This window comes from Ktedonobacter sp. SOSP1-52 (assembly GCF_016587395.1).
Map to the genome: position 1 here is coordinate 930,529 of NZ_BNJH01000001.1, position 22,889 is coordinate 953,417.

Consider the following 22,889-nt stretch of genomic DNA (forward strand, 5'->3'; position numbering starts at 1 on the left):
GGAGCGCTGAAAACTCTCTGGAAAGGATCAGAAATAAGGCATTGAGCATCATTTCTTGTTACTACTAAAGGTTTGCGCTCGTCGATACCCTGGCTCTGCGACGGGCGTTGAAATATTTTACGAGCAGAATGATAGCGGTAATAAAGCTACCTAGCAGGATGAGGCTCAGGGGCACACCTATCGCATTCAGGATTCCCTCTTGCTGATCAATAGCCTTATTTTTCTGCTCTACAATAGCATTTATGCGACCATCACTTTGTACCTTCTTCTGCATGTCATATGTTTTGTCTATTTTTGAGGTCGTGCCGTTGTAAGTTATGCTGAGTTGACATATCTCGTCAGTTTTCATGGGCTTGTCATTACAGGTGACAGGCGCATCTGGCTGGGGGTCGACCAGGCCTGCACTAGATACATGTGTTAGTTGGTTAGCCTGGATTGAAAGCGGTATTTCTGCAATCCCACTGATGAGAGCGATAGATAGAGCAATTAAACCCCACACGAGAAGCTTGCGCGCTTGAGAATATCCGACCTGTGCTTGCATCCTTGCCTCCTCGTTGATGCGTAAGAGGTGTTACCGAATTTATTGGATGTTAAGTGACTGCTCCGGGAACCTTTAGCATACTCTATCGCATGGGTTTATGCAATGCTTAAGCGTGGATGGGCGGATGAAGCAGACAAGCACCACAAGGACGGTCCACAGCGGCTAGAAAGCGACTCAAGCTGGCCCAATGCGGACAATACCGGCGTCCAAAGAGGGCCATGAATGCTGATCCAAAGGGAGCCAGCCGCCCCAAAAAAGCTTCTAAAGTGCGTTCCCCACTGATGGCATAGCCTAACAAGAGTGCCAGAAAATCGATGGGCTCATAGCGACCAAAGCGAGCGCGGATCAGACGCACCTTCTGGGCAAAAGCGTCGAGCAGTCTCTTGGTGACGAGATACTGCACAATGATAGTCACTTCCCCAAACCAGGGTGGTACTGCTGGCCGAGGCTCTTCAGAGGTCTGGATTTCAATACACGGGTTCGCTATCATGGACAACAGAGACCTCCCATCTTGAGACGAAACAACAGCTTCTCTCTCAAGTAGAGACCTCTTTTTGTGTTATGCTGCTAGCTTGCTTGTAGCTCGTTGCGTATCTCGTGGGCAGAGCCATGATTGGGGACAAATGCTCACGTTTGAAGGCAAAAGTCGCCACTTTTCACGTCATTTACCAACAATGTGTGCGGGACTTCATCTTTGTTCCGGGGTACAGCTTTGAGTGGTGGAGAGTTCGTTGTTGAGCGTGAGAGTTTCGGCCAGGTCGCGGAGTTGCCCGCGCAATTGGGCAAATTCACCAGTCTCCAGGGCAACACGACAGTTGAACTGTCCTGGCACGGGGAAGGCCTGCTCTTTGAGAGCCTGCCCAGCCTCAGTCAGGCTGATCTCGACGGCGCGCTCATCGCGTGCGCTGCGTGTGCGATGGATGAGGCCAGCCGCCTCCAGACGCTTCAGGAGTGGCGAGAGCGTACCAGAATCCAGGTAGAGCGTCTGCCCCAGATCTTTGACCGTACTCTGGCCTACCTCCCAGAGCACCAGCATGACCAGGTACTGGGGAAAAGTCAGGCCTAGTTGCTCAAGTAGGCCACGATAGGTGCTCATCATGGCTCGGGTCGCGGCATAGAGGGCAAAACAGAGCTGGTTATCGAGCTTTAAAGCTTCGTCAGGCGATGTCGATGGAGTCATTAGAACCTCTTGAATAAAGGCAAGAAAAGATCAGCTATGCCGACGCTGCTAAAGCACGCGTCAGTCCACATTACTACATTTCATTGCGCACAATTAAATTGACAAAAATATACTACCGTGCTATTATCATAACATACATTTCAATTGTATGCTATTCAATCGTGTGAGCGAAACTAGTCGCTGTGAAGCGGCATTCACGATTGCATTTTCATGGCTAGCAGGCCGAACCCTCCGGCACAGCTAATATGCTTAGTTGGTCATGTTCCGCACATGACCAGTTTGGAAAGGTGTCCGCAGAGACATGACGGAACAAGATAAGCGTTTTCTTACGACTGATTTCGGTATTCCCGCTCCAGATAACACCAATTCACTTACCGTAGGCAATCCTGGCCCCACGCTGTTAGAAGATTTTCATCTCGTTGAGAAGCTGGCGCATTTCAATCGCGAGCGCATTCCTGAGCGCATCGTCCATGCCAAGGGCGCGGGCGCGCATGGTTATTTCGAGGTCACGCACGACGTCACCCAGTATACAAAGGCTGCGTTCCTCAATACGGTTGGCAAACAGACACCCGCCTTTGTGCGTTTCTCCACAGTTGGTGGTGAGAAGGGCTCGGCGGACAGCGCCCGCGATCCACGCGGCTTCGCCATTAAGTTCTATACTGAAGAGGGCAATTACGATCTCGTTGGTAACAATACGCCCGTCTTCTTCCTGCGCGACGCCATCAAATTCCCTGACTTTATTCACACACAGAAGCGCAATCCACAGACCAACGCCAAGGATCCCGATGCCTTCTGGGATTTCGTCTCGCTGACGCCAGAAGCCCTGCACCAGATCACGATTCTCTTCTCCAGCCGTGGCACACCCAAGACTTACCGCCATATGGATGGCTTCGGCTCACACACCTTCAAGTGGATCAATGCCGAGGGCAAAGCGGTCTGGGTCAAGTATCACTTCAAGACCGAGGCTGGCATTGAGAACTGGACTAACGAAGAGGCTACGGCCATGGCGGGCATCAATCCTGATTTCGCGACCCTGGACCTCTTCAAGCATATCGAGAGCGGGAAAGAGGCCGCCTGGACCTGCTCTGTACAAATCATGCCCCTGGAAGAGGCGGCGAAGTACCGCTTCGATCCCTTCGATGTGACCAAGGTCTGGCTGCATAGCGACTATCCACTGATCCCGATTGGTCGCCTGGTGCTTAACCGCAACCCGGAGAACTACTTCGCCGAGGTCGAGCAGGCCGCCTTCGCACCGACGAACATCGTTCCCGGCATCGGCTTCTCGCCTGACAAGATGCTCCAGGGCCGCATCTTCGCCTATCCAGATGCCCATCGCTATCGCGTCGGCACCAACTACGCGCACCTGCCCATTAACCGTCCCCAGGTTGAGATCAACAACTATCGCCGCGACGGCTCCATGCGCTTCGATGGCAATGGTGGCGCGACCCCCAACTATCAGCCCAACAGCTTCGGCGGTCCTAATGCAGCCCCCGAGTTCTATCGCGGCGATCACCAGGACGCCTTCAGCGGCAACGCTGAGCGCTTCGCCTATGAGCTGAAGGATGATGACTTCGCGCAGCCAGGCGCGCTCTATCGCTTGATGAGCGAGGAAGAGAAGACCCACCTGGTCAATAACCTCGTGGGTCATATGCGCAACATCAAGAACAAGGAAATCGCCGAGCGCCAGTTGAAGCATTTCTACCGCGCCGATCCCGAGTACGGCCAGCGCGTCGCCGCCGGCCTGGGCCTGGAAGTGACTGCCTAGCTTCTCCACTGTAAGCAAATGATATAAGCACGCGGGCATAAGCGACCCCGAGATTTCTCGGGGCCGCTTATGCCCGCGTGCTTTAGCAGCGCTGTAGGGCAGGGTGTAAGAGTCGATGAATTTTAAGGGGGCCTGAATTTTACAGACCATTATGTTGACATTCTCGATCAACATTGTTATATTTATATACAACAAGCAAGTAGGCGCTATTGGCTGGGATATACAGCATAAACCACTACTCCCTGTTTGTCCAGGCGGCCGCTGCTTATGCTTGGGGAAAATGATCAGCCATAATGATTAGATATAGAGAATATTCCTCTCTGACTTTTTGGCTCATTCTTAGCCAGATACGCCTCTGTGACCATTCTGGCTCGCTAACCTGGAAAAAGCAATCGTGAACGCCGCTTCTCAGCGGCTAGCTTCACTCGCACGATTGAAAGGTATTCTGTGGTTTTGGAAGGGATTGTTTTGCTATGCGTTTCTTTAAAAAGCTATCCATTTTATTCCTGAGTGTCTTCCTACTCTCACTCCTGGCGGCCTGTGGCGCCAATAGCGGTGCGGACGCTAATTCCGATACCATTACCGTTGGGGCATCCCCTGTTCCGCACGCAGAAATTCTGCAATATATTAAAGATAATCTCGCCGCTAAAGAGGGCTTGAAACTGAATATTGTGCAGTTTAATGACTATGTGCAGCCCAATACAGCGCTTAAAGATGGTTCCATCGATGCCAACTTCTTCCAGCATGTGCCCTATATGCAGGAGTTTGGTAAGGAGCATGGCATCGATATGGTCGCAGTGACGAAGGTTCACATCGAGCCACTGGGCATCTACTCTCACAAGATTAAGTCGCTCAATGAGGTGCCAGCCCAGGCCGTTGTGGCCATCCCCAACGATGTCACCAATGGCGGGCGCGCCCTGCAACTGCTAGCCCAGAATGGCCTGATCACCTTGAAGGGAAATGTCGGCACGAGCGCTACTGTGCATGACATTGCCAGCAATCCAAAAAACCTGCAAATTAAAGAGTTGGATGCGGCCCAGCTGCCACGCTCGCTCGACGATACGGCCCTTTCGGTCATCAACGGCAACTATGCCCTTACTGTTGGCCTGAAGCCCAACAAGGACGCACTGGCCCTCGAAAAGGCCAACAACAACCCCTATGCGAACGTCCTCACGGTATTGAAGGGCCATGAGAACTATGCTGCCGTCAAAAAGCTGGCAAAGCTGCTTAACTCTCCCGAGGTGAAGAAATTCATCGAGGACAAGTATCAGGGTTCAGTTATCCCCGCGTTCTAAGCAAAACAGCGGTATAGAGAATGTGATGGCAAGCTGGCAAAGCCAGCTTGCCATCACATTCTCTATACCGCAAGCCATGAAATAGCAAGAGGTCTCTAGATTGAAGGGTCTGGATAGAAGATGATTACAATTGAACATGTACGCAAGATCTATGGGCGCGCTCCGAATGAGGTCGTAGCTCTTAAGGATGTAAATCTGGAGGTGCCAAAAGGCGAGATCTTTGGTGTGCTCGGACAGAGTGGCGCGGGCAAGAGCACATTGATCCGTTGCGTGAACCTCCTGGAGCGCCCGACCTCAGGCAGAATTCTCGTGAATGGGCAGGAGATTACAGCCCTCTCCGGCGGCGAACTGCGCAAGGCCCGCCAGCGCATCGGTATGATCTTCCAGCAGTTTAATCTCCTCAGCTCACGCACGGTCGCAGACAACGTGGCCTTCCCTCTAGAGCTCATGGGCCTGAGCAAGACAAAGCGCCAGGCGCGTGTACTTGAACTACTCTCACTAGTCGGCCTTGAGGATAAGGCCAATGCCTATCCCGCGCAGCTCTCGGGCGGGCAGAAGCAGCGCGTAGGCATCGCGCGCGCGTTAGCTAACTCGCCCGACATTCTGCTCTCGGATGAGGCTACCTCGGCCCTTGATCCCCAAACCACACACGCCATTCTCGATCTCTTGCGCGACCTGAACAAGCGCATGGGCATGACAATCCTCCTCATCACGCACGAGATGAATGTGGTCAAGCAGATCTGTCATCAGGTGGCGATCCTCGAAGATGGAGCTATAGTTGAGCAGGGACGCGTAAGCCAGCTCGCGGCCCAGCCCTCCTCGCATCTCGCCCAGGCTCTCTTCCCTCGCCCTCAAAGTTATAGTGTCCAGCCCGGCGCCACCCTGGTCACAATAACCTTCGCGGGCGATAGCGCCAGCGAGCCGGTTTTCTCAACGCTGGCTCGCCGTTTCATGCTTGACGTAAATATTCTCAGTGGCAATATCGAAGCCTTTGGCGAGGAGCGCATCGGCCAGCTCCAGGCCGAGTTTTCTGGCGAGCAGGTCGCGCCCGCGCTGGCCTATCTACGCGAGCTGGGACTACATGTGGAGGTGCATAACTAATGGATATGACGATACTCCCCGACCTCTGGCAGGCAACCCTGGATACCCTGCGCATGGTCCTGGTCTCAACTCTCTTTACCATCCTGGTTGGTCTGCCGCTAGGCGTGCTCCTGGTGGGCACGGACCGCGATGGACTCTTCCCTATGCGCGTACTGCACCAGGTCCTCGGCATCATCGTAAACATTGGCCGTTCACTACCCTTTATTATTCTGCTAGTGGCAATTATGCCTATCACGCGCTTCATCGTTGGCACCAGCATTGGCACCGACGCGGCGATTGTGCCGCTGACCGTCGCGGCGGTCCCTTTCTTCGGGCGTGTCGCTGAGACCTCGTTGCGCGAGGTAGATTCTGGCATCATCGAGGCGGCAAAGTCCATGGGCTGCACCAGCTGGCAGATCGTGCTCAAGGTGCTTATTCCTGAGGCGCTCCCCTCAATCATCCTCGGCATCACCATTACTATCATCAGCCTGCTTGGCTACTCGGCCATCGCGGGCGCGGTCGGCGCGGGCGGCCTGGGCGACCTCGCCATCCGCTATGGCTACGAGCGCTTTGAGACCGATGTTATGATCATTACCGTCGTCCTGCTCGTCATCCTCGTGCAGGGTATTCAGCTACTCGGCAACCTAATTGCCCGTAAGTTGACCCGGCGTTAAGAATAACCCGTAAATGAAAAGGGCTATGCCACCGAGTACGACATTGTTTGCCAGGTCTTACCGCCATCCTTTGTCTGCAACAGGCTCGTCACGCAAAATGTGACATGTCCCAAATTAGAGAAAGTCCAAGCTAGCTTGGACCCTACAACACTGGAAGCAATAACACTTATATCCTATTGATGTTTGATGTCGAGCCAAAAGCATCGTACTATATCTAGAGAGCAAGGAGGAATAAGTACTATATAAAAACCATTAAGCCATGCCCTGAATGCGGTGGGAGACGTGTGCAGACGATAGCTGAAATAGCCGGAGATAATCAATGGCTTAACCCGCCCTACATCCGCATTAAGCAGCCTGAACGCAGCAGTAACTGGTTCAAGGGCAGGCTCAGAACATCCGAAATAAGCACACTCACCTGCCTCGACTGCGGCTACACAGCTGTCTTCGCCACTAACCCAGAAAATCTCACACCTGATGAGTAATACCAATATGGATAAATATATGCATAATAAAAATTCGCGCCCCTACCACTTCCGCGTGGTAGATGTCTTTGCCGATCATATCTTTGGCGGCAACCAGCTAGCCGTGTTTCTAGACGGCACAGGCCTGACCGAACAAGAGATGCTTGCCATTACGCGTGAGATGAATTTTTCTGAGACAACCTTTCTCTTCCCGCCATCTCAGCCTGGCTCGCATGCCCGGGTCAGAATATTTACGCCCGCTGGCGAGATACCCTTTGCCGGTCATCCCACGCTCGGCACGGCTTTTGTGCTCGCTACCAATGATCTTCTTCTAGCGAATACACAGCAGATTGTGCTAGAAGAGGGCGTTGGACCTATTACCGTCCGCCTCTCGGGCGAGCCGTCTGCTCCCGAATTTCTTTGGACCACGCTCCCTCCTCTGACCTTTCGAGCCCCTTTTGAGAACCGCGAGGCTATCGCGGAGGCCCTGGGCTTAAGCACCGCTGATCTCCTGTCAGAGGCTCCCATCCAGCTCATCTCGACCGGAAATGCCTTCGTCTATATTCCCCTGCGCAGCCGCTCCCTGGTGGAGCAGGTCGAGGTCAATATGGCGCAGCTACGTACAAGCTTCGCAGGTGTATCCTCGCTCAAGCTATACATCTTCGCCCTTGAGCCACAGGCCGACGAGCAGGGGAGATTTCACGCCTTCGCGCGTATGCTCAAGCCTTACCAGAACAGCATCGTCGAAGATTCCGCGACCGGAAGCGCGGCGGGTCCCCTCGGCGCCTACCTCGCCCAGCATGGTCTTATTCCATGCCAGGATGAGGCAGCGCTGGTCGTAGAACAGGGAACGCAGATGGGACGCCAGAGTTTTCTGCACATCCATGTCCGGCGCCAAGACGACGCGCTATCCGTTGACTTTGGCGGCAGTGTCGTCCCAGTCTACGAGGGCATTCTGCGCCTTCCGCCGCGCTAGCATGCTCACCATCAATCATGCAATAACGCCTTCAAATCGGCAATTGTCTGTTCGCGTGTCTCGAAGACAACGCCGTGCATGCCACAGGCTTGCGCGGCGGCGACATGCGGAGGATAATCGTCGATAAATACGATGGATGCGTGAGGCAGTTGACTTATTTCTTCAGTCAGGTATACCTGGTTACTCTGAGCATCAGCGCCTAAAGTTTAACACTCACAATTGGCCGATGAGCCGTGCCAGTTGGATTTCTTCTTGATTCGCGTCTGAGACTGGAACAAGGCCAAGGGTCAGCTCATCAATTCCTACCTCAAGTAGTTCCAGCAGGCGATCTCGTATCTTACTTTCATCTCCAAAGACCAGCAGGCTTTCAATGAAACTATCCGAGACCGTATCGATCTCTTGTTGCGAGAAACCTGCCGCAACAAACATATTACGATAGGCCGGGCGCGTATGATAAACGCTCATCGCCTGGCGCCCTATCTGCAAAGCAGTGGCACGATCCTTTGTAAAGGCTACCTGCACATGAGCAACGACTGGCGGCCGGGATCGTCCAGCTATGTCAGCCCCCGCTCTCATGGCTGGAAGAGCCGTATTAAGCAAGTATGGAAGCGGGCACATAACGGAGAGAGCACCATCCGCAACCTCGCCAGCGAGGCGAAATGCTCCTGGTCCAAGCGTTGCGATAAGCAAGGGAAGCTGCGCTGAAGCATGCAATGAGGCATCAGTCGTAAAGTAGCGCCCCTGATAATGAGCCTCGCCTTGATAGAGCAGCGAACGCAACACCTGAGTATATTCTCGCAGGTAGGAGAGAGGCTGCTCCATTTCTACGCCGTACACACTCTTCGCGAACTCTGGCGAACTTGTACCAAGACCTAGCCGCAGCCTACCTGGAGCCAGGGCGTTTAGACTTAAAGCCTGCTGAGTCAACAATACAGGATGGCGTGAAAAGACCTGCACGATAGCAGTTCCTAATTTGAGATGCGTCGTGCGCATCGCCGCCGCCGCCAGTGTTGTGAGCAGATCTGGATTCCAGGGCGGACCACCAACCCAGATGTGTTCAACTCCCGCCCCCTCAATCTCAACAAGCCTTTCGACAAGCATTGCCGGATCAGCGGGCACAACCGATAGTCCAATGCGTTCCTGTAGAGAACGAACCTCAGTTTTCTCTTCCATTTAGACGTTCCCTTCTGCACTTTCTTCAAAAAATTTCTTTAAAGCTAAGCATCTAGGCGTTGCTTATCCAACAGAGTATTGCATAAAAAGCCTACCAGGAGATACAATGATGCGTCAATCAGCAAAGAAACTTAGAATGTTGCATATGCGACAAAGGAGAGGAAAGTGACGCAAAAGCCAGAAGCATTAGAGGATTTACGCGTCCGCCGCACTCGCAAACTGCTCCAGCAAGCCTTCATCGAGCTCACGGTAGAAAAGGGATTTGCTACGCTCACAGTGCGAGATATTACGGAACGAGCTATGGTCAACCGCTCGACGTTTTACCGCCATTACCTGGACAAATATGACTTACTCGAACAGTATATGAACGAGATCTATGAGCTAACCGAAGAACAGAACTTTCCGGCAGAGAAACAAGAACAGACCTCCCCTGGCCCCCTTAATCTGCTCAAGCATATTCAACAATACGCTGACTTCTATCGTGTGATGCTCAGCGCTAAAGGAGACCCCCACTTCACGCAACGCTTTCGCCAGAATACGGAGAAACGCTTTCGCTCTTTTTCTACCCAGACCCCCACAGAACCAGAGGCCGACGCGCCTCCAATCGATCTAAAACTCAGTTGTATCGCCTATGCAGGAATTGGCGCGACCACCTGGTGGTTAGAGCAAGAGCAACCCTGTCCACCCGAGCAACTAGCCAGGTGGATGAGCCAGATCAGCAGTGCCATCGCTGGCCCTTCCCTCAAGCCATAGACTTCCGTCAGTTTGCCACCCGTTCGTTTACAACAGGGCACAGAAGTATGTCAGGTTTTTGCCTCGTGTTCGCGATAGGGTAGTGTACGCCATGTGGCGGACGGTTCTAAAAATATATGAATCAAGGAGAGACATGTGTTATCACAACCCTACGAGGAGACCGTGGCACTACCACCAGCACAGCGGGTAGGAGCAAGCGATCAGAGCATTGACAGCCTTTTAACCAGCGAGCGGGCATGGCTAGTACGTAAATGCGCCATGATTATAAGGAACGCGGATGCCGCCGAAGACCTGGCACAGGAGACGCTACTGGAGGCATGGCGCAACCAACAAAAATTGTATGACCTTGGCAGCGAGCAGCAGGAGCAGAGAAGAAGATGGCTAGCAGCCATCGCGCGCAATGTCTGTCTGCGCTGGCTGCGCGAGGATCACCACGAGCGCGCCCACCGACTCATGCGGCCATCCAATATAACCGTTAATCCTGGAACAATGAATTCACAAGAAGAAGAGTGGAGTGTTGATCTAGCCCCGGCACCCGATAAGTATGGCGTTGAAATGGAACTTGAGCGCGCGGAACTGAGTGCCTTATTGGGTGAAGCCCTCACTCATCTCTCAGAGCCACTCCGCACAACGTTAGTCGCTCGCTACATCCAGGGCGCAACTCACGCTGAGATGACACAGCAGTTTCAGGTGAGCGAGGCTACCCTGGTACAGCGCATCTACCGGGGAAAGCAGGCCCTGCGCTCGGTCTTCACCACGCACTTGAGCCAGGAGCTAGCGAGCTATGGCATTTACCAGCCAGACACACAGCCAGGAGAACTGGTCACCCGCATGTGGTGTCCCTGGTGTGGCGATGATCACCTTGTGCTCAGTGAAAATGCGCAGAGCAGTAAGCGCCTCTTCCGCTGCCGAAGCTGTAACACAACCTCTGGCGGCAGCAGCAAAACAAGCCAGTGGCAGAAGGTTAGTAGCGCCGCAGCCAAATATACGCAGCTCATCAAGTGGCTCTATAGCTATTACTGGCAGACCATTGACCAGGAGCCAACCTGCATCTCTTGTGGGGAGCCGGCCATCCTGACAGTAAAAGAGGCTCCAGATCTCCCCGCCAGGTATCATGGCATTGGCAACCAGCCAGGCATCGCTATCACCTGTTCCCAATGCCAGCGCACGCACTATAATACCCTATCGCACCTGACATTCGATCTCCCCCAGGTCCAACGCTTCTGGAAGGCTCAGAAACGCATAACCTGGCATCAAGGCAACCAGGTCGAACACGCAGGCATCCCCACCCTGGTCAGCACCTTTCAAAACAAAGACAGCGCCAAACATATCGATGTACTCGTAGAGCGCCAGACATTCCGCGTCCTGGCCATCAACGAGTAGCCATCAACCACCATAGGTGCTCGATTTATCGCGCACAAGGCGATTTATCGCAGTGATACCGAATAGCGGACAATTTCCATAACGGGAGGATGTCCCATCGGATGCTCCAGGAGATGATATGACTGGTTACTACTCCGTCTTCGTGCGATAAATCTCCTTACACGCGAAAAATCGGGTGCCTATGGGTTTCGAGTTTGTCAATCGCATTGATCCCCTTCCAGCAGGCGCTCTAGCAGGTAGATGGCGCCGGCTTTATCAAGGGGACGATTCTGGTTGCCGCATTTGGGCGACATGATGCAGGCATAGCAGCCACTGGTGCATTCGCATTTGCGCAAGGTGTCCAGGGTGGCCTGGGCCAGGGCGTGCCACTGCCTGTAAGCCTCCTCGCTGTAACCGATGCCACCGGGATAGCCGTCGTAGATGAAGATGGTGGCCTTGCGCGTCTGGGGATGAAATGGCACGATGCTGACGCCGCCGACGTCGCGGCGGTCGCCCAGAACGAAGAGCGGGAGCAGCGCGATCATACCGTGCTCAACTGCGTGTAGCGAGCCAGCCGGGTCGAGCCGCCGCTTGATGAGGGCATCGATAAATCTGTCTTCGATAAGCATCCATAAGGCCCTGGTCTCCAGGGGCGCGGAGAGCGGCTCTTCCAGCTCGCACTGCTCAAGAACGGTGCGGTACTGGTTATGCTTCCTGTTGAAGCCCTGCACCTCGCGTGTGACCAGGACCTGTCCAGAATACAACTCAAGCTGTGGACGCTGCTGGTGTTGCTCGCTCTTGAGGATCTCGACATCCGTCTGGACGATAGGTTCCGTGTAGAAATGGGTCTCATTGGGTAATACCTCGATGCGACCCTGCGAGAGGTCCAGCCGCTGCACCTCGTAGGCGGCGCCCTGGGAGTAGTAGATGGCCCCTGGATGGCACTCGCTGATGGCGTGGTAGATATCGGTCTCTTCGAGCAGGCGCTCCTTGCCGCCACTACTCAGGCTCATGATGGGGATACGCACCCCCACCTGGCGCAGCGAGACCTGGAAGGCCACGCTCTTGCGTGGATCGCGCAGGTGATAGTAGTCGCCACGCCTGACGAGCCTCTTCTCCTCGACGAGCAACTCCAGCGTACGCGCGGTGGCCGCGCCAAAAAGTTGCTGATCCGCCAGAGAGAGGGGTTGCTCGAAGGCTGCACAGAGCAGGTGCTGTGGAAAGATATAGGGATTGTTGATGTTGACCAGGGCACGCTCGGCAGGCTGATCCAGCAGCATCGATGGATTGGCAGCGAAGTACTGGTCGAGGGCGTCCTCACGCAGGACGAAGATGCTCAAGGCACTGCGGTTGCGCCTCCCGGCGCGTCCCGCCTGCTGCCAGAAACTGGAGATACTCCCAGGGAAGCCCGCGACGATTGAGACATCCAGGTCTCCCACATCGATACCCACCTCTAAGGCGCTAGTCGAGATGATACCCAGGATTTCGCCCTGGGCCAACTGGCGCTCGATCTCGCGCCTTTGCTCGGGAGTATAGCCCGCGCGATAGGCCAGGACCTTGGATTGTAGATAGGATGGCAGCTTGCTACGGGTATAGCGCACCATACGCTCGACCGTCTGGCGAGCCTGGCCAAAGAGAATTGAGCGCACGCCCTGAGTGATAAAGAAGGCCAGCAGGCCCGCCGCCTCCTCGACATAACTCTGGGCATCGGGCGGCTGCCAGAGCAGGGTGAGGCGTCCACCAGAGGGCGCGCCATTCTCAGTAATGGCGCTCACATCCTGGCCGATGAGCTGGATGGCGTGATCCTCGGGATTGCCGATGGTGGCCGAGCCGAAAATAAAGGTAGGCTGCGCATCATGTAGAGCCAGGATACGCTTGAGCCGCCGCAGGATCAGCGCGACATGGCTGCCAAAGACGCCCCGGTACATATGTGACTCGTCGACGATAACATCTTGCAGACGTGAGAGGAAGCTCGACCATGAGCGATGATAGGGCAGCAGCCCCATGTGCAGCATATCGGGCGTGGTGATGACAGCCTGGGCGCGTGTACGAATGGCGGCGCGCTCGGACTGGGGCGTATCGCCCGTGTAGACATCCACGCGCAGGTCTGCGTCCCAGGCCTGAAGCCGTTCCTGCCACTGCTGGATCAAGGCCCGCGTCGGCGCGATGCACAACAAGGTCGCGCCCTGCTGGCGATGCCGCCGCACACGCGAGGGCAGGGCCATGGCATAGGTCTTCCCCGAGGCAGTGGCGGTGGCAATGGTCACATGCTCGCCATCCAGCGCACGTGTCAGCGCCTCGTGCTGGTGGGTATAAAGCTGCGTGATACCGGGAGGGAGCAGGGCCTGTACCTCATCCGTTACGCTGGCATGCCGCGCTGGTCGGGGCATAATCTGATGTTCGGCCTGGATACGCTCTTTATAGTCCGACCATTCCGTGAGGCGGGTCAGCAGTTGCTGCGCGTAACGGTCGTTTATCACCTTCTCATCACTCGCCATCTTCAAATCCTTTCATTTCACTTTACATATTATAACCGCTGCGAGGGGAACCCGCTACTTGCGTACGCGGCTACTGTTAGGTTTCAGGAGTAATTTGTAACGCTGCGCGCCATTCCCGACGTGACATGTATGGACCAATGTTGGTAGAGGCTCAATTACGCGGCTGTCTCTCCCTCTCATAGGCGCCCGATTTATCGCGCGCAAGGCGATTTATCGCATAAATACAAAATAGCATGGATTTATCTATAACGGTTTGTTGATTTATGGTATGTGATGAGGATCATGTAGTTGGACCCGGCCCTGTACCACGGCGATAAATCGCCTTGCGCGCGATAAATTGGGCGCCTATGCGGATGAAGGCACCCATACAGGATGGTAAATCATGAGCAACAAAAAGAAGGAAAGTGACCAGAAGCGTATTGCGTATGTTCATCGCGTTGTGCTACCTGCGGCACAGTCGCCCGCGCAGTTGGAGCAGGGGTCGATCTTTTTTGTTGGTACAGCGACGCTGCTGGTCAAGTACGCTGGCTTTACCTTCCTGACCGATCCCAATTTCCTGCACCGGGGAGAGCATGTGCATCTTGGTTATGGGCTGCGCTCAAAACGCCTGACCTGTCCGGCGCTGAACCTGGAAGAGTTGCCACGCCTGGACTTTGTGCTGCTTTCGCACCTGCATGAGGACCACTTTGACCGCCTGGTGGCGCGCAAGCTTCCCAAGAATACGCCTATTGTGACAACGCCAAAGGCCGCGAGCGCGCTGGCAGAGAAGGGCTTTATAACCACCTATCCCCTCAACACCTGGGAGACCTTCGTTTGGGAGCGTGGCGCGCAACAGCTCGCGATCACGGCCATGCCCGGCAAGCACGCTCCAGGGCCACTCGCAAAACTCCTGCCTCCGGTCATGGGAAGCATGCTCGAATTCCAGCAAACCAGCGGCGAGACACTGATGCGCATGTACATCAGCGGCGATACTCTCTATATCAAAGACCTGGCGGAGATTCCTCGTCGCTATCCTAATATCGACCTGGGGCTCTTTCACCTCGGCGGCACACGCATCATGGGCCTGATGGTTACGATGGACGCGAAGCAGGGGCTAAAAGCCGTAAAGCTCATCAATCCCAAGACCGCCATCCCCATCCACTACAATGACTATACTGTCTTCAAGTCGCCCCTTGAGGACTTCCAGCGCGCCGTCGAAGACGCAAAACTCACATCGCGCGTCCACTACCTCTCACATGGAGACTCCTACACCTTCCAGGTTCCCGCCGAAAGAAGGAACACTACTGACGTACGCGCCTACGCGAATCCCAAGGCATAGATGTTACGAAATGGGTAAAGGAGTATCGTGGCAGACGGGCGAGGCCCGTCTGCCACGATACTCCTTTACCCATTCGATACCTTGATGTCATCAAGTATATTTATAGTATCAAAGTAATTTCGATATACACATATAGCAGAGGTAAAAACCCCTGGAAAGTGAGTTTCTCTTATGTGCGGTATCACCGGTTGGATCGATTGGGAACAGGATCTCTCGCAGCAGCAACCTGTGCTGGAGCAGATGGCCTGCACGCTAAAGGAGCGCGGGCCAGATCGCGAGGGCTACTGGCTCTCTCCCTGCGCCGCCCTGGCGCACCGTCGCCTGATCGTTATTGATCCCGTTGGCGGCAAGCAACCTATGCTCTTTACCCAGGGTGAACAGACTTATGTCCTGACTTATAATGGCGAACTCTATAACTTCCGCGAGCTGCGCGAGGAGCTGCGCGCGCGCGATCATGTCTTTCGCACCCATTCCGATACCGAGGTTTTATTACATGCCTATGTTGAGTGGGGCGAGGAGTGCGTTAACCACTTTAATGGCATCTTCGCCTTTGCCATCTGGGACGAGGCGCGTCAGCGACTCTTTATCGCTCGCGACCACCTGGGCGTAAAGCCGCTCTTCTACGCTCAGGTAGGCAGCGCCATCGTCTTCGGCTCAGAGATCAAGGCCCTGCTGGCACATCCGCTGGTCGAGCCTGTACTGGATAATGAAGGCATGAAGGCCATCTTTGTCTCACTCTTTCTGTCTGGTGGCGGCATCTTCCGCGATATTCACGAGCTACGCCCCGCCCACTGCGCAACCTTCACGCGTGAGCGCACGCATATTCGTCCCTACTGGCAGTTGGTCAGCAGGCCCCATACCGATGACCTGGAGACGACCGCCGAGTATATTCGCTCGCTTCTGAAGGATACCGTCAAGCGCCAGCTCATCGCCGATGTACCCGTGGTGACACTCCTCTCGGGCGGACTGGACTCCAGTGGCGTGACCTCGCTGGCGGCGCGCGAATTTCAGAGCGAGCACAAGGTGCTTGATACCTATGCCATCAACTATGCCAATAGTGAGGAGCACTTTGAGGGCAACGCTATTCGTCCAAGCATCGACCGCCCTTATGTTGAGCAGGTGGCGCGTTACTTACCGACCAATCATCATGATGTTGTGGTTTCCACCGAGGAGCTGCTTGAGAACCTGCTCGTACCCATGCGCGCCCACGATCGGCCCAAGATGGGGCAGATCGAGACCTCACTGTACCTGCTTTTTAAGGTCATCAAACAGAACGCGACGGTCGCGCTCTCGGGCGAGTCGGCCGACGAGGTCTTTGGCGGCTATCCCTGGTTCCACCAGGAGCATGTGCTTAATACGCCGACTTTCCCCTGGATAGCCGCGCGCATGAATCCCAGGGGCGATAACCAGTTTATGAATATGGGTACGCCCTTCCTCTCGCCAGCCCTGGCGCAAGAGCTCCATCCACGTGAGCATATGCAGCGCCTCTACCAGGAGGCGCTGGTCGAGGTTCCGCGCCTGGAGGGCGAGTCTCCGCGCGACGCCCGTATCCGTGAGATCTTCTACCTGAATATGACGCGCTTCCTGCTCCTGCTGCTGGACCGCAAGGACCGCATGAGCATGGCGACCGGCCTGGAGGTACGCGTCCCCTTCTGCGACCATCGCCTGGTACAGTATGTCTGGAATATTCCCTGGGAGATGAAGACTGTCGATAATATCGAGAAGGGTATCCTGCGCCGCGCCTTTAGCGGCCTGCTTCCCGAAGAGGTACGGATGCGGCGCAAGAGCGCGTACCCAACCTCGTTCGATCCAGCCTATACTCAGGCCGTGCGCTGCTGGACGCTGGAGATCCTCAATAATGCCAACGCGCCAGTAAACTCTTTCGTCAATGTAGAGTTTATCCGCCAGCTCGCGGAGCACCCCGATGAGGAGATGCGTGGGGAAAATGCCTACTTCCTCTTTGACTACCTGATCCAGACCAATGCCTGGCTGCAAGAGTATCATGTCGTAACCCCATAAAGAGAAGGAGGAGACCCCACATGCCAGCCCATCCTCCGCGCGCAACGCAGGAAGAGGAGGCCCTGCGCTATTACCTGGAAATTCACCGGGCGCTCTGGCATAGCCTGGCGACGACCTGGATGGACCTTGATCTCTCGCTTGCGCAGTTGCGTACATTGCTCTTGCTGGCGAATCATAGTCCGCTCCAGGTCGGTCACCTGGCGCGCCATATGGAGATCGGCATTCCCACGGCTGGTCACCTGGTAGAGAAGCTGGTGCAGGCGGGCTTCGCGCGGCGTTTCGAAGATCCCGCTGACCGCCGTCGCTGCCTGGTCGCGCTCACCAGTCAGGGCGAGGAGCTTTACGCGCGCTTGCTCATTGGGCGACAGACCATCGCCGCCTGCTTGCATCAGCTTAGCGATGAGGACCTCTCCGCCTATCTCCAGGGTGCTCAGGCCCTCGCGGACAAGCTCGTTTCACAACTTACCACAAACGCAAGGCAGGCCCGACGCTGCTAAAGCACGTGTCTACATATAATGTATCATATGTAGACACGTGCTTTAGCAGCGTCGGACCATATACGGTTCCTCTAGCTATGGAAAGCCTGGCTATCGCGTGGTGCCTGCTCTCGCTCAAACATACCATAATCTCTGACAACACCAGCGATACGCAACCGGTAGTCTTTGAATATATTGGCTCTACCCCTGGACTGTGCCGCCCGGTGCTCTTCCATTTGCCTCCATGCCTGGATCGCCTGTTCATCCCTCCAGAATGAGAGCGATAGAATCTTCCCAGGAGTCGAGAGGCTCTCGAAACGCTCTATAGAGATAAAGCCATCGATTTCATTAAGCAATGGACGAAGAGAAGCAGCGATATCGAGATATTCCTGCTTCTCTTCTGGCCTTGGAATAACTTCAAATATTACAGCTAGCATGGTTAAAGTATCCTTTCAGTCCTGTGAGATTCATCAAATAAGGCGAAGTTCTCTAGAGCATGGGAAGTAAGACATTCTGCCTTTCAAGATTTTGGCACTCCTCGCCCTTGACGCGAGTTAAGTATACTGGTGCCGCTACTTATTTGTCCAATGGATAGCTTTTATATTTGCCATCCGTTATACTGATGGCTATGGAACTGAGTGAAATTGAAGCATTTGTCACAATTCAATGCACAGGCGGTTTCACAAGGGCAGCGAAACTCTTGCACTTATCGCTGCCAGCAGTATCACAGAAGAGCTTCGCCTGGGAACCGTGCGCATATTGCCTATCTCAACCCTACAAACACACGCACCAATAATGGTAGTTTACCGGCGCCAGGCCTATCTCACTCGCGCGGTTCGCCTGCTGCTGGCAATGCTCACAGCGCAAGATAACGTGATTTAACAACACAAACTTTAAGGAGATACATATGATACGAGGCATTATCTGCCCACTTCTGACACCGAAAACGGACGACGGACAAATAGATATATCCGCATTAAACAGTCTACTTGAATATGTCATTGCAGGTGGCGTCGATGGCCTGCTTATCGCGGGTACAACTGGCGAATGCGCGGCGCTCTCGGACCGGGCGTGGAGCGAACTGGTCGCGCATTCCACGCGCAAGCACGCCGTAACCATTGTCAATGTCAGCCATTGTAGCCTGCACGAAACACTGAACCGAGCTACCTACGCAGCCGAGCAGGGCGCAGAGTATATCACGGCCACCGTTCCTTTTTATTTCCCGCTCCAGCCTGCCGAGGCTGTAGATTACTACCTGCGCCTGGCCGATGCCTCTCCTCGCCCGCTTATGCTCTACAATATCCCGCAATATACCAAGACAGATATATTTCCTCAGCTTCCCCGCCTTGTGGAGCATCCCAATATCGTGGGCATCAAAGACTCGGCTGGCCTACTTGATCGCCTGGGAAAGTTCGCCCTGACGGTTAGCGATTCTTTCACTGTACTCTCTGGCACCGAGTCTCACCTGGAGGCCTTGCAAGCCATGAGGATCTCTGGCCTGGTTCCTGGGCTAGCCAATCTCGTGCCATCCGTTTATCGCAAGTGGCAACAGGCGCTTGAAACCGGGGACCGGGAGAGCACTCGCACCTGCTCTCAGACCATCATCGCGCTCTCAGCACTCTACAGCGAAGTCGAGAGTTCCGCTCCTTATATCCAGGTCTTCCGCTATGGTCTGCGCCTGCTCGGCATCGAGATTGGTGATGCCTTCAGCCCCCTACAACCCCTCTCAGAGGAGAGCAAACACCGTATCGAACGCGTGATGCGCGACCATCATGTGATATAGCTCGCTACTTGCGTACGCGACTACTTCCGGAAGTAGTCGCGTACGCAAGTAGCGAGCCTCATTACCCTGAAGTCCTTCCTGAATGCCCGGTTGGCACGGTTAAGCATCTTTCTCCGTATTCTAAACAGGGGTCCTGTCTTCCCAATTTTTCTGCTATCATCTATTACATGTTATCCCCCAGGACCCGACAAAGGAGAAAGCGTATGGACCCGCGCAATCATATCCATGAGGGGACGCAAGAAACCGATAAATTTGCTAAACCAGACCCGGACACGGATGAGTTTCTCTCTCCTTCACGTCCCCTGCCACCATCGGTTCCCCTCACCAGGGGACAGCGCATAGGGCGCTTTTTGCAGCTCCATACATTCGCACCCGAATTCTTTCCTCCACAACTACAGCACGCCGCTGTTGGCTATGTTTGTGCGGTACTCCTGCCTATACTGGCAACCCTCTTTCTCTTCTCCATATTGCGCATGGCACCCTCATTTCACTTTATTGAGACTCCCATTATTCTCATGGTTGTTATTATCTCACTGGGTTGGGGAACGGTCCCAGGCATTCTGGCAACCCTGGTTGGGACGCTTATGCTCGCCTTTGTGCTACAGTACTCTCATGCCACGCCTATGCTCACAAGTAACACCTTCGCGCTCACACAATCTGAAAATATCTTTGGTCTGGGTCTCTTCGCTATCATCGGCCTGAGTGTAAGCCTGGTCACCAGCCAGACACAACACGCCAGGCGTGCGGCAACCCGCGCTCACCACCAGGTAGAAAGCCTGCTTATCCAGACAGAAACAATTTTCGAGAATATCAATGACGCAATCATGGTCATGGATACCGATGGTAAGATTATCCGCTTTAACCAGGCGCTCCAGAAGCTGCTCGCCTTTGATGAAGACTATCCCTCGCTACCACCAGCCCAGCGTGGCGCCCAGGTGCTGCCGCGCGACGAATATGGCAACCCGCTCACCCTCGAACAGTGGCCGCTCAGGCGCATTCTACAGGGAGAAGAACTCTCCAGTTCTCAGCCCGCCGATATTATCCTGCAAACCCTGGATAAGCGTACAATCCATGTCAGCATCACCGGAACACCGATCCGCAGCCAGCATGGGCGCATCATCGGAGGCGTCCTCGTGCTGCGTGATGTGACACAACGCCGCGAGCAAGAGCGGCGCACACATGAGGCTCTGGCCTCCATGCTCATAATGGCCGAGGCCCTGGTTGGCATCGCAGACTCCACCACAAGCGAGGCACTGGCTGGCAAAAGTAATCGCGATGTCTTTCACCGCCTGCTCAAGCTTGCTTGTGACCTGCTCGGCTATCGCTCTGCCAGTGCCGTCACCCTTGATAGCCAGACAGGGCAACTTCAACCCATCGACGTCTATGGATTTCCCTCGCATTATGAAAGCCACTGGTGGCAGCATGTCTCTGGCGTCAGCCTGGACGACTACCTCTCGCCACAACAAATCGCCCAATTGGGAGCCGGCCAGGTCATCAATTTTCACTTGAGCGAGCGCCGCAAGCCAGAGGCACTCACCTATGGCCTTCAATCGGTACTCCTCGCACCACTTCGCATCGGTGACCGCTTTATCGGCGTTCTCTCCCTTGACTATGAGGGAAGCGGGCGCAAATACTCGCCCGCGAAAGAGCGAGCCATTGCCTCGGCGGTAGGGAAGCTTACGGCCTTGCTTGTCGAGCGCGAGCACCTGGTCCGCGAGCGAGCCGAGGCGCGCGCACGTGAGCTTGCCGCCCTGGAAACCACGCGCATGATGGATGATTTTATCGGCATCGCGGCCCATGAGCTACGCACGCCTATGACGGCCATCAAGACCAGTGTACAACTGGCACGCAGGCAGGTCAGGCGCATCCTCAAGCAACAGAATCTCCTCTCTGAAGAGATGGTTGAGTTGGTAGCCTCCGTGCAGAGCTTTCTTACTCGCACCGAGCGGCAGATCAATACTCAGATGCGCATGATTCGCGACCTGCTGGATGTCTCGCGTATCCGCGCCGACCAGCTCGAACTTCAGCCTGAAAACTGTAACCTGGCCCAGGTCGTACGCGAGTGTGCCGAAGATCTGCGCGATATGGACGCCAAACGTTCATTCACTCTCAACCTGCCAGGGAAACAGAGAATAGCAGTCGTCGCCGATGTAGACCGCCTGCGCCAGGTTGTCATGAACTACCTTACAAATGCCCTGAAATACTCGGACGCCAGCCAACCTATCACACTAACCGTCAGCATGGAGAGAGACAGGGTGCGTGTAGCAGTCATCGACCATGGACCCGGCATCACCAAGGAGCAACAGAGCAAAATATGGGAGCGCTTCTACCGCGATCCAGATGTCGAGGTACGCAGCGGTTCCGCCGTGGGCCTGGGCATTGGCCTGCACGTCAGTCGCACCATCATAGAAGGACTGGGAGGCCAGGTTGGCCTGGAGAGCCAACCTGGTGAAGGTTCAATCTTCTGGTTCACACTCCCCCTGGCCCGGTAACCTCTGCAAGAGTAGAGTACCCTCTTCCCCTACGTCAAATACGGCAATGTCATTTTAAGAGTTATGGTGCGGGTTGCCTTCGGCAACCCGCACCATAACTCTTAAAATGACGAGCCACGTAGTAGAGAGAAATACCTAAATTAAGGCACACTACCTTGCCCGAGGCAAAGAAACAGAGTATCCTAGAAAAGGAATCTACACAGAAAACTTCTATTTTTAGAGTGAACGAACACTTGCATATTTCTATCTATGACAAATCGGAGAAGGTTCAAGGATGACAAAACACACCAATCCAGACCAACCGGTCTCACCAGATGACATTACGCTAAAAGATGGCGAGTCTCCTCTTGAGTATTCCTGGCCTGCTATTAACATAGATGCATCCACACTTACACCGTCTCCACCCCCACCAGTCAAGAAACGCCCTGCAAATGAAGAGAAGAAGATTATCCTGATGATCGCGCTTATCAGTGTAGCCTTACTACTATTAGCGTCTAGCATATTTTTATCACCCATAGATACAGCAAGAACCGCTTTAGCATTTCCAGCACTATCAACGACCATTGTCAAAAGTGCTAATGGGGGTGAACCCTCTCCCGTCCCCTCCCCCCCCATACTCCACCTGGCACCAGCTTCTACTCCCACACCCGGGACTACTCGCACAGTTTCCGCTACACCCATACCCGGGGCCCCCAGGCAACCCACTCCCCCACGCCCGACACCAACGCCCAAACCGGTCTGCCCTCCCCTGATTCAGTATGGGAGTACAGGTAGCTGGGTCAAAACGCTTCAGCAAGAATTGAATGCGCGCAAGATGTTAGACCAGAACGGGCATGCCCTGGCTGTTGACGGAGACTTTGGCACAAATACACAATACGCTGTTAAAGAATGGCAGACAAAGGAGCACATACAGGTTGATGGTCAAGTCGGGCCTATTACCTGGCATACATTAGGAAATTGTTAACGATCCGCTCCATACCTCAGCCTTCGAGGGAAGGGGCAGACACCTCAAGGGACGCGCCTAATAAAAAAGGAAATTTACA

Annotated in this window: 20 protein-coding genes and 1 pseudogene; 15 read left to right on the plus strand and 6 right to left on the minus strand. The window is 54.6% G+C overall.

What is annotated here, in order from left to right:
* Positions 1-64 precede the first annotated feature (64 nt).
* The 3 genes from JMJ16_RS04265 to JMJ16_RS04275 form a co-directional block, all read right to left on the minus strand.
* A complete protein-coding gene (locus tag JMJ16_RS04265; RefSeq protein ID WP_201378672.1) occupies positions 65-541 on the minus strand; it encodes a hypothetical protein in 477 nt (158 codons plus the stop codon).
* A 106-nt stretch (positions 542-647) separates the two neighbouring features.
* A complete protein-coding gene (locus JMJ16_RS04270; RefSeq protein WP_201378674.1) occupies positions 648-1,031 on the minus strand; it encodes a hypothetical protein in 384 nt (127 codons plus the stop codon).
* Between the two features lie 198 nt (positions 1,032-1,229).
* Positions 1,230-1,721, minus strand: a complete 492-nt coding sequence (locus JMJ16_RS04275) for a MarR family winged helix-turn-helix transcriptional regulator (RefSeq protein ID WP_201378676.1) — start codon at positions 1,719-1,721, stop codon at positions 1,230-1,232.
* A gap of 301 nt (positions 1,722-2,022) precedes the next feature.
* On the opposite strand from JMJ16_RS04275, the gene JMJ16_RS04280 reads away from it, so the two are divergent.
* The 5 genes from JMJ16_RS04280 to JMJ16_RS04300 all read left to right on the plus strand — a co-directional run bounded on the left by JMJ16_RS04280 (position 2,023) and on the right by JMJ16_RS04300 (position 7,972).
* The gene (locus JMJ16_RS04280; RefSeq protein ID WP_201378678.1) at positions 2,023-3,486 is read left to right on the plus strand and encodes a catalase; all 1,464 of its coding nucleotides are present in this window, start codon (positions 2,023-2,025) and stop codon (positions 3,484-3,486) included.
* Between the two features lie 473 nt (positions 3,487-3,959).
* A complete protein-coding gene (locus tag JMJ16_RS04285) occupies positions 3,960-4,781 on the plus strand; it encodes a MetQ/NlpA family ABC transporter substrate-binding protein (RefSeq protein WP_201378680.1) in 822 nt (273 codons plus the stop codon).
* 120 nt (positions 4,782-4,901) lie between these two features.
* The gene (locus tag JMJ16_RS04290) at positions 4,902-5,882 is read left to right on the plus strand and encodes a methionine ABC transporter ATP-binding protein (protein WP_201378682.1); all 981 of its coding nucleotides are present in this window, start codon (positions 4,902-4,904) and stop codon (positions 5,880-5,882) included.
* Complete coding sequence (locus JMJ16_RS04295; RefSeq protein ID WP_236601183.1) at positions 5,882-6,535, plus strand: methionine ABC transporter permease; 654 nt, start codon at positions 5,882-5,884, stop codon at positions 6,533-6,535. The genes JMJ16_RS04290 and JMJ16_RS04295 overlap by 1 nt, the downstream gene beginning before the upstream one ends.
* Before the next feature lie 501 nt (positions 6,536-7,036).
* Entirely contained in the window at positions 7,037-7,972 is a 936-nt protein-coding gene (locus tag JMJ16_RS04300; protein WP_201378684.1) for a PhzF family phenazine biosynthesis protein, read from the plus strand.
* A 213-nt stretch (positions 7,973-8,185) separates the two neighbouring features.
* On the opposite strand, the gene JMJ16_RS04305 is transcribed toward JMJ16_RS04300, so the two are convergent.
* Positions 8,186-9,145, minus strand: coding sequence for an LLM class flavin-dependent oxidoreductase (locus JMJ16_RS04305; protein ID WP_201378691.1), 960 nt, complete (start codon positions 9,143-9,145; stop codon positions 8,186-8,188).
* Between the two features lie 165 nt (positions 9,146-9,310).
* Here JMJ16_RS04305 and JMJ16_RS04310 point away from each other — a divergent pair, with 165 nt between their 5' ends.
* Positions 9,311-9,898, plus strand: coding sequence for a TetR/AcrR family transcriptional regulator (locus JMJ16_RS04310; protein WP_201378692.1), 588 nt, complete (start codon positions 9,311-9,313; stop codon positions 9,896-9,898).
* A 135-nt stretch (positions 9,899-10,033) separates the two neighbouring features.
* Entirely contained in the window at positions 10,034-11,281 is a 1,248-nt protein-coding gene (locus JMJ16_RS04315; protein WP_201378694.1) for an RNA polymerase sigma factor, read from the plus strand.
* Between the two features lie 197 nt (positions 11,282-11,478).
* Here JMJ16_RS04315 and JMJ16_RS04320 read toward each other — a convergent pair whose 3' ends face one another.
* Positions 11,479-13,758, minus strand: a complete 2,280-nt coding sequence (locus JMJ16_RS04320; protein ID WP_201378695.1) for a DEAD/DEAH box helicase — start codon at positions 13,756-13,758, stop codon at positions 11,479-11,481.
* A 382-nt stretch (positions 13,759-14,140) separates the two neighbouring features.
* Between JMJ16_RS04320 and JMJ16_RS04325 the strand changes: the two genes are divergently transcribed.
* From JMJ16_RS04325 to JMJ16_RS04335, 3 genes are all read left to right on the plus strand, one after another.
* The gene (locus tag JMJ16_RS04325; protein ID WP_201378696.1) at positions 14,141-15,076 is read left to right on the plus strand and encodes an MBL fold metallo-hydrolase; all 936 of its coding nucleotides are present in this window, start codon (positions 14,141-14,143) and stop codon (positions 15,074-15,076) included.
* 171 nt (positions 15,077-15,247) lie between these two features.
* Positions 15,248-17,095, plus strand: coding sequence for an asparagine synthase (glutamine-hydrolyzing) (gene asnB, locus JMJ16_RS04330; protein ID WP_201378697.1), 1,848 nt, complete (start codon positions 15,248-15,250; stop codon positions 17,093-17,095).
* A 20-nt stretch (positions 17,096-17,115) separates the two neighbouring features.
* The gene (locus JMJ16_RS04335; RefSeq protein WP_201378698.1) at positions 17,116-17,592 is read left to right on the plus strand and encodes a MarR family winged helix-turn-helix transcriptional regulator; all 477 of its coding nucleotides are present in this window, start codon (positions 17,116-17,118) and stop codon (positions 17,590-17,592) included.
* 71 nt (positions 17,593-17,663) lie between these two features.
* On the opposite strand, the gene JMJ16_RS04340 is transcribed toward JMJ16_RS04335, so the two are convergent.
* A complete protein-coding gene (locus JMJ16_RS04340) occupies positions 17,664-18,008 on the minus strand; it encodes an antibiotic biosynthesis monooxygenase (RefSeq protein ID WP_201378699.1) in 345 nt (114 codons plus the stop codon).
* Positions 18,009-18,199: 191 nt separating this feature from the next.
* Here JMJ16_RS04340 and JMJ16_RS56715 point away from each other — a divergent pair.
* The 5 genes and pseudogenes from JMJ16_RS56715 to JMJ16_RS04360 all read left to right on the plus strand — a co-directional run.
* Positions 18,200-18,259: pseudogene (locus JMJ16_RS56715) on the plus strand (hypothetical protein); the annotation flags it as partial.
* Positions 18,238-18,453 carry a LysR substrate-binding domain-containing protein gene (locus tag JMJ16_RS53635; RefSeq protein WP_236601185.1) on the plus strand — a complete coding sequence of 72 codons (216 nt, stop codon included), beginning with the start codon at positions 18,238-18,240 and terminating at the stop codon, positions 18,451-18,453. The pseudogene JMJ16_RS56715 and the gene JMJ16_RS53635, both read left to right, overlap by 22 nt.
* 25 nt (positions 18,454-18,478) lie before the next feature.
* Positions 18,479-19,354 (plus strand): dihydrodipicolinate synthase family protein, encoded by an 876-nt coding sequence (locus JMJ16_RS04350; protein ID WP_201378703.1) that lies wholly within the window; start codon positions 18,479-18,481, stop codon positions 19,352-19,354.
* Between the two features lie 203 nt (positions 19,355-19,557).
* On the plus strand, positions 19,558-21,846 hold the full coding sequence (locus tag JMJ16_RS04355) for an ATP-binding protein (protein WP_201378705.1): 2,289 nt from the start codon (positions 19,558-19,560) through the stop codon (positions 21,844-21,846).
* Between the two features lie 274 nt (positions 21,847-22,120).
* On the plus strand, positions 22,121-22,810 hold the full coding sequence (locus JMJ16_RS04360; protein WP_201378712.1) for a peptidoglycan-binding protein: 690 nt from the start codon (positions 22,121-22,123) through the stop codon (positions 22,808-22,810).
* Positions 22,811-22,889 lie beyond the last annotated feature (79 nt).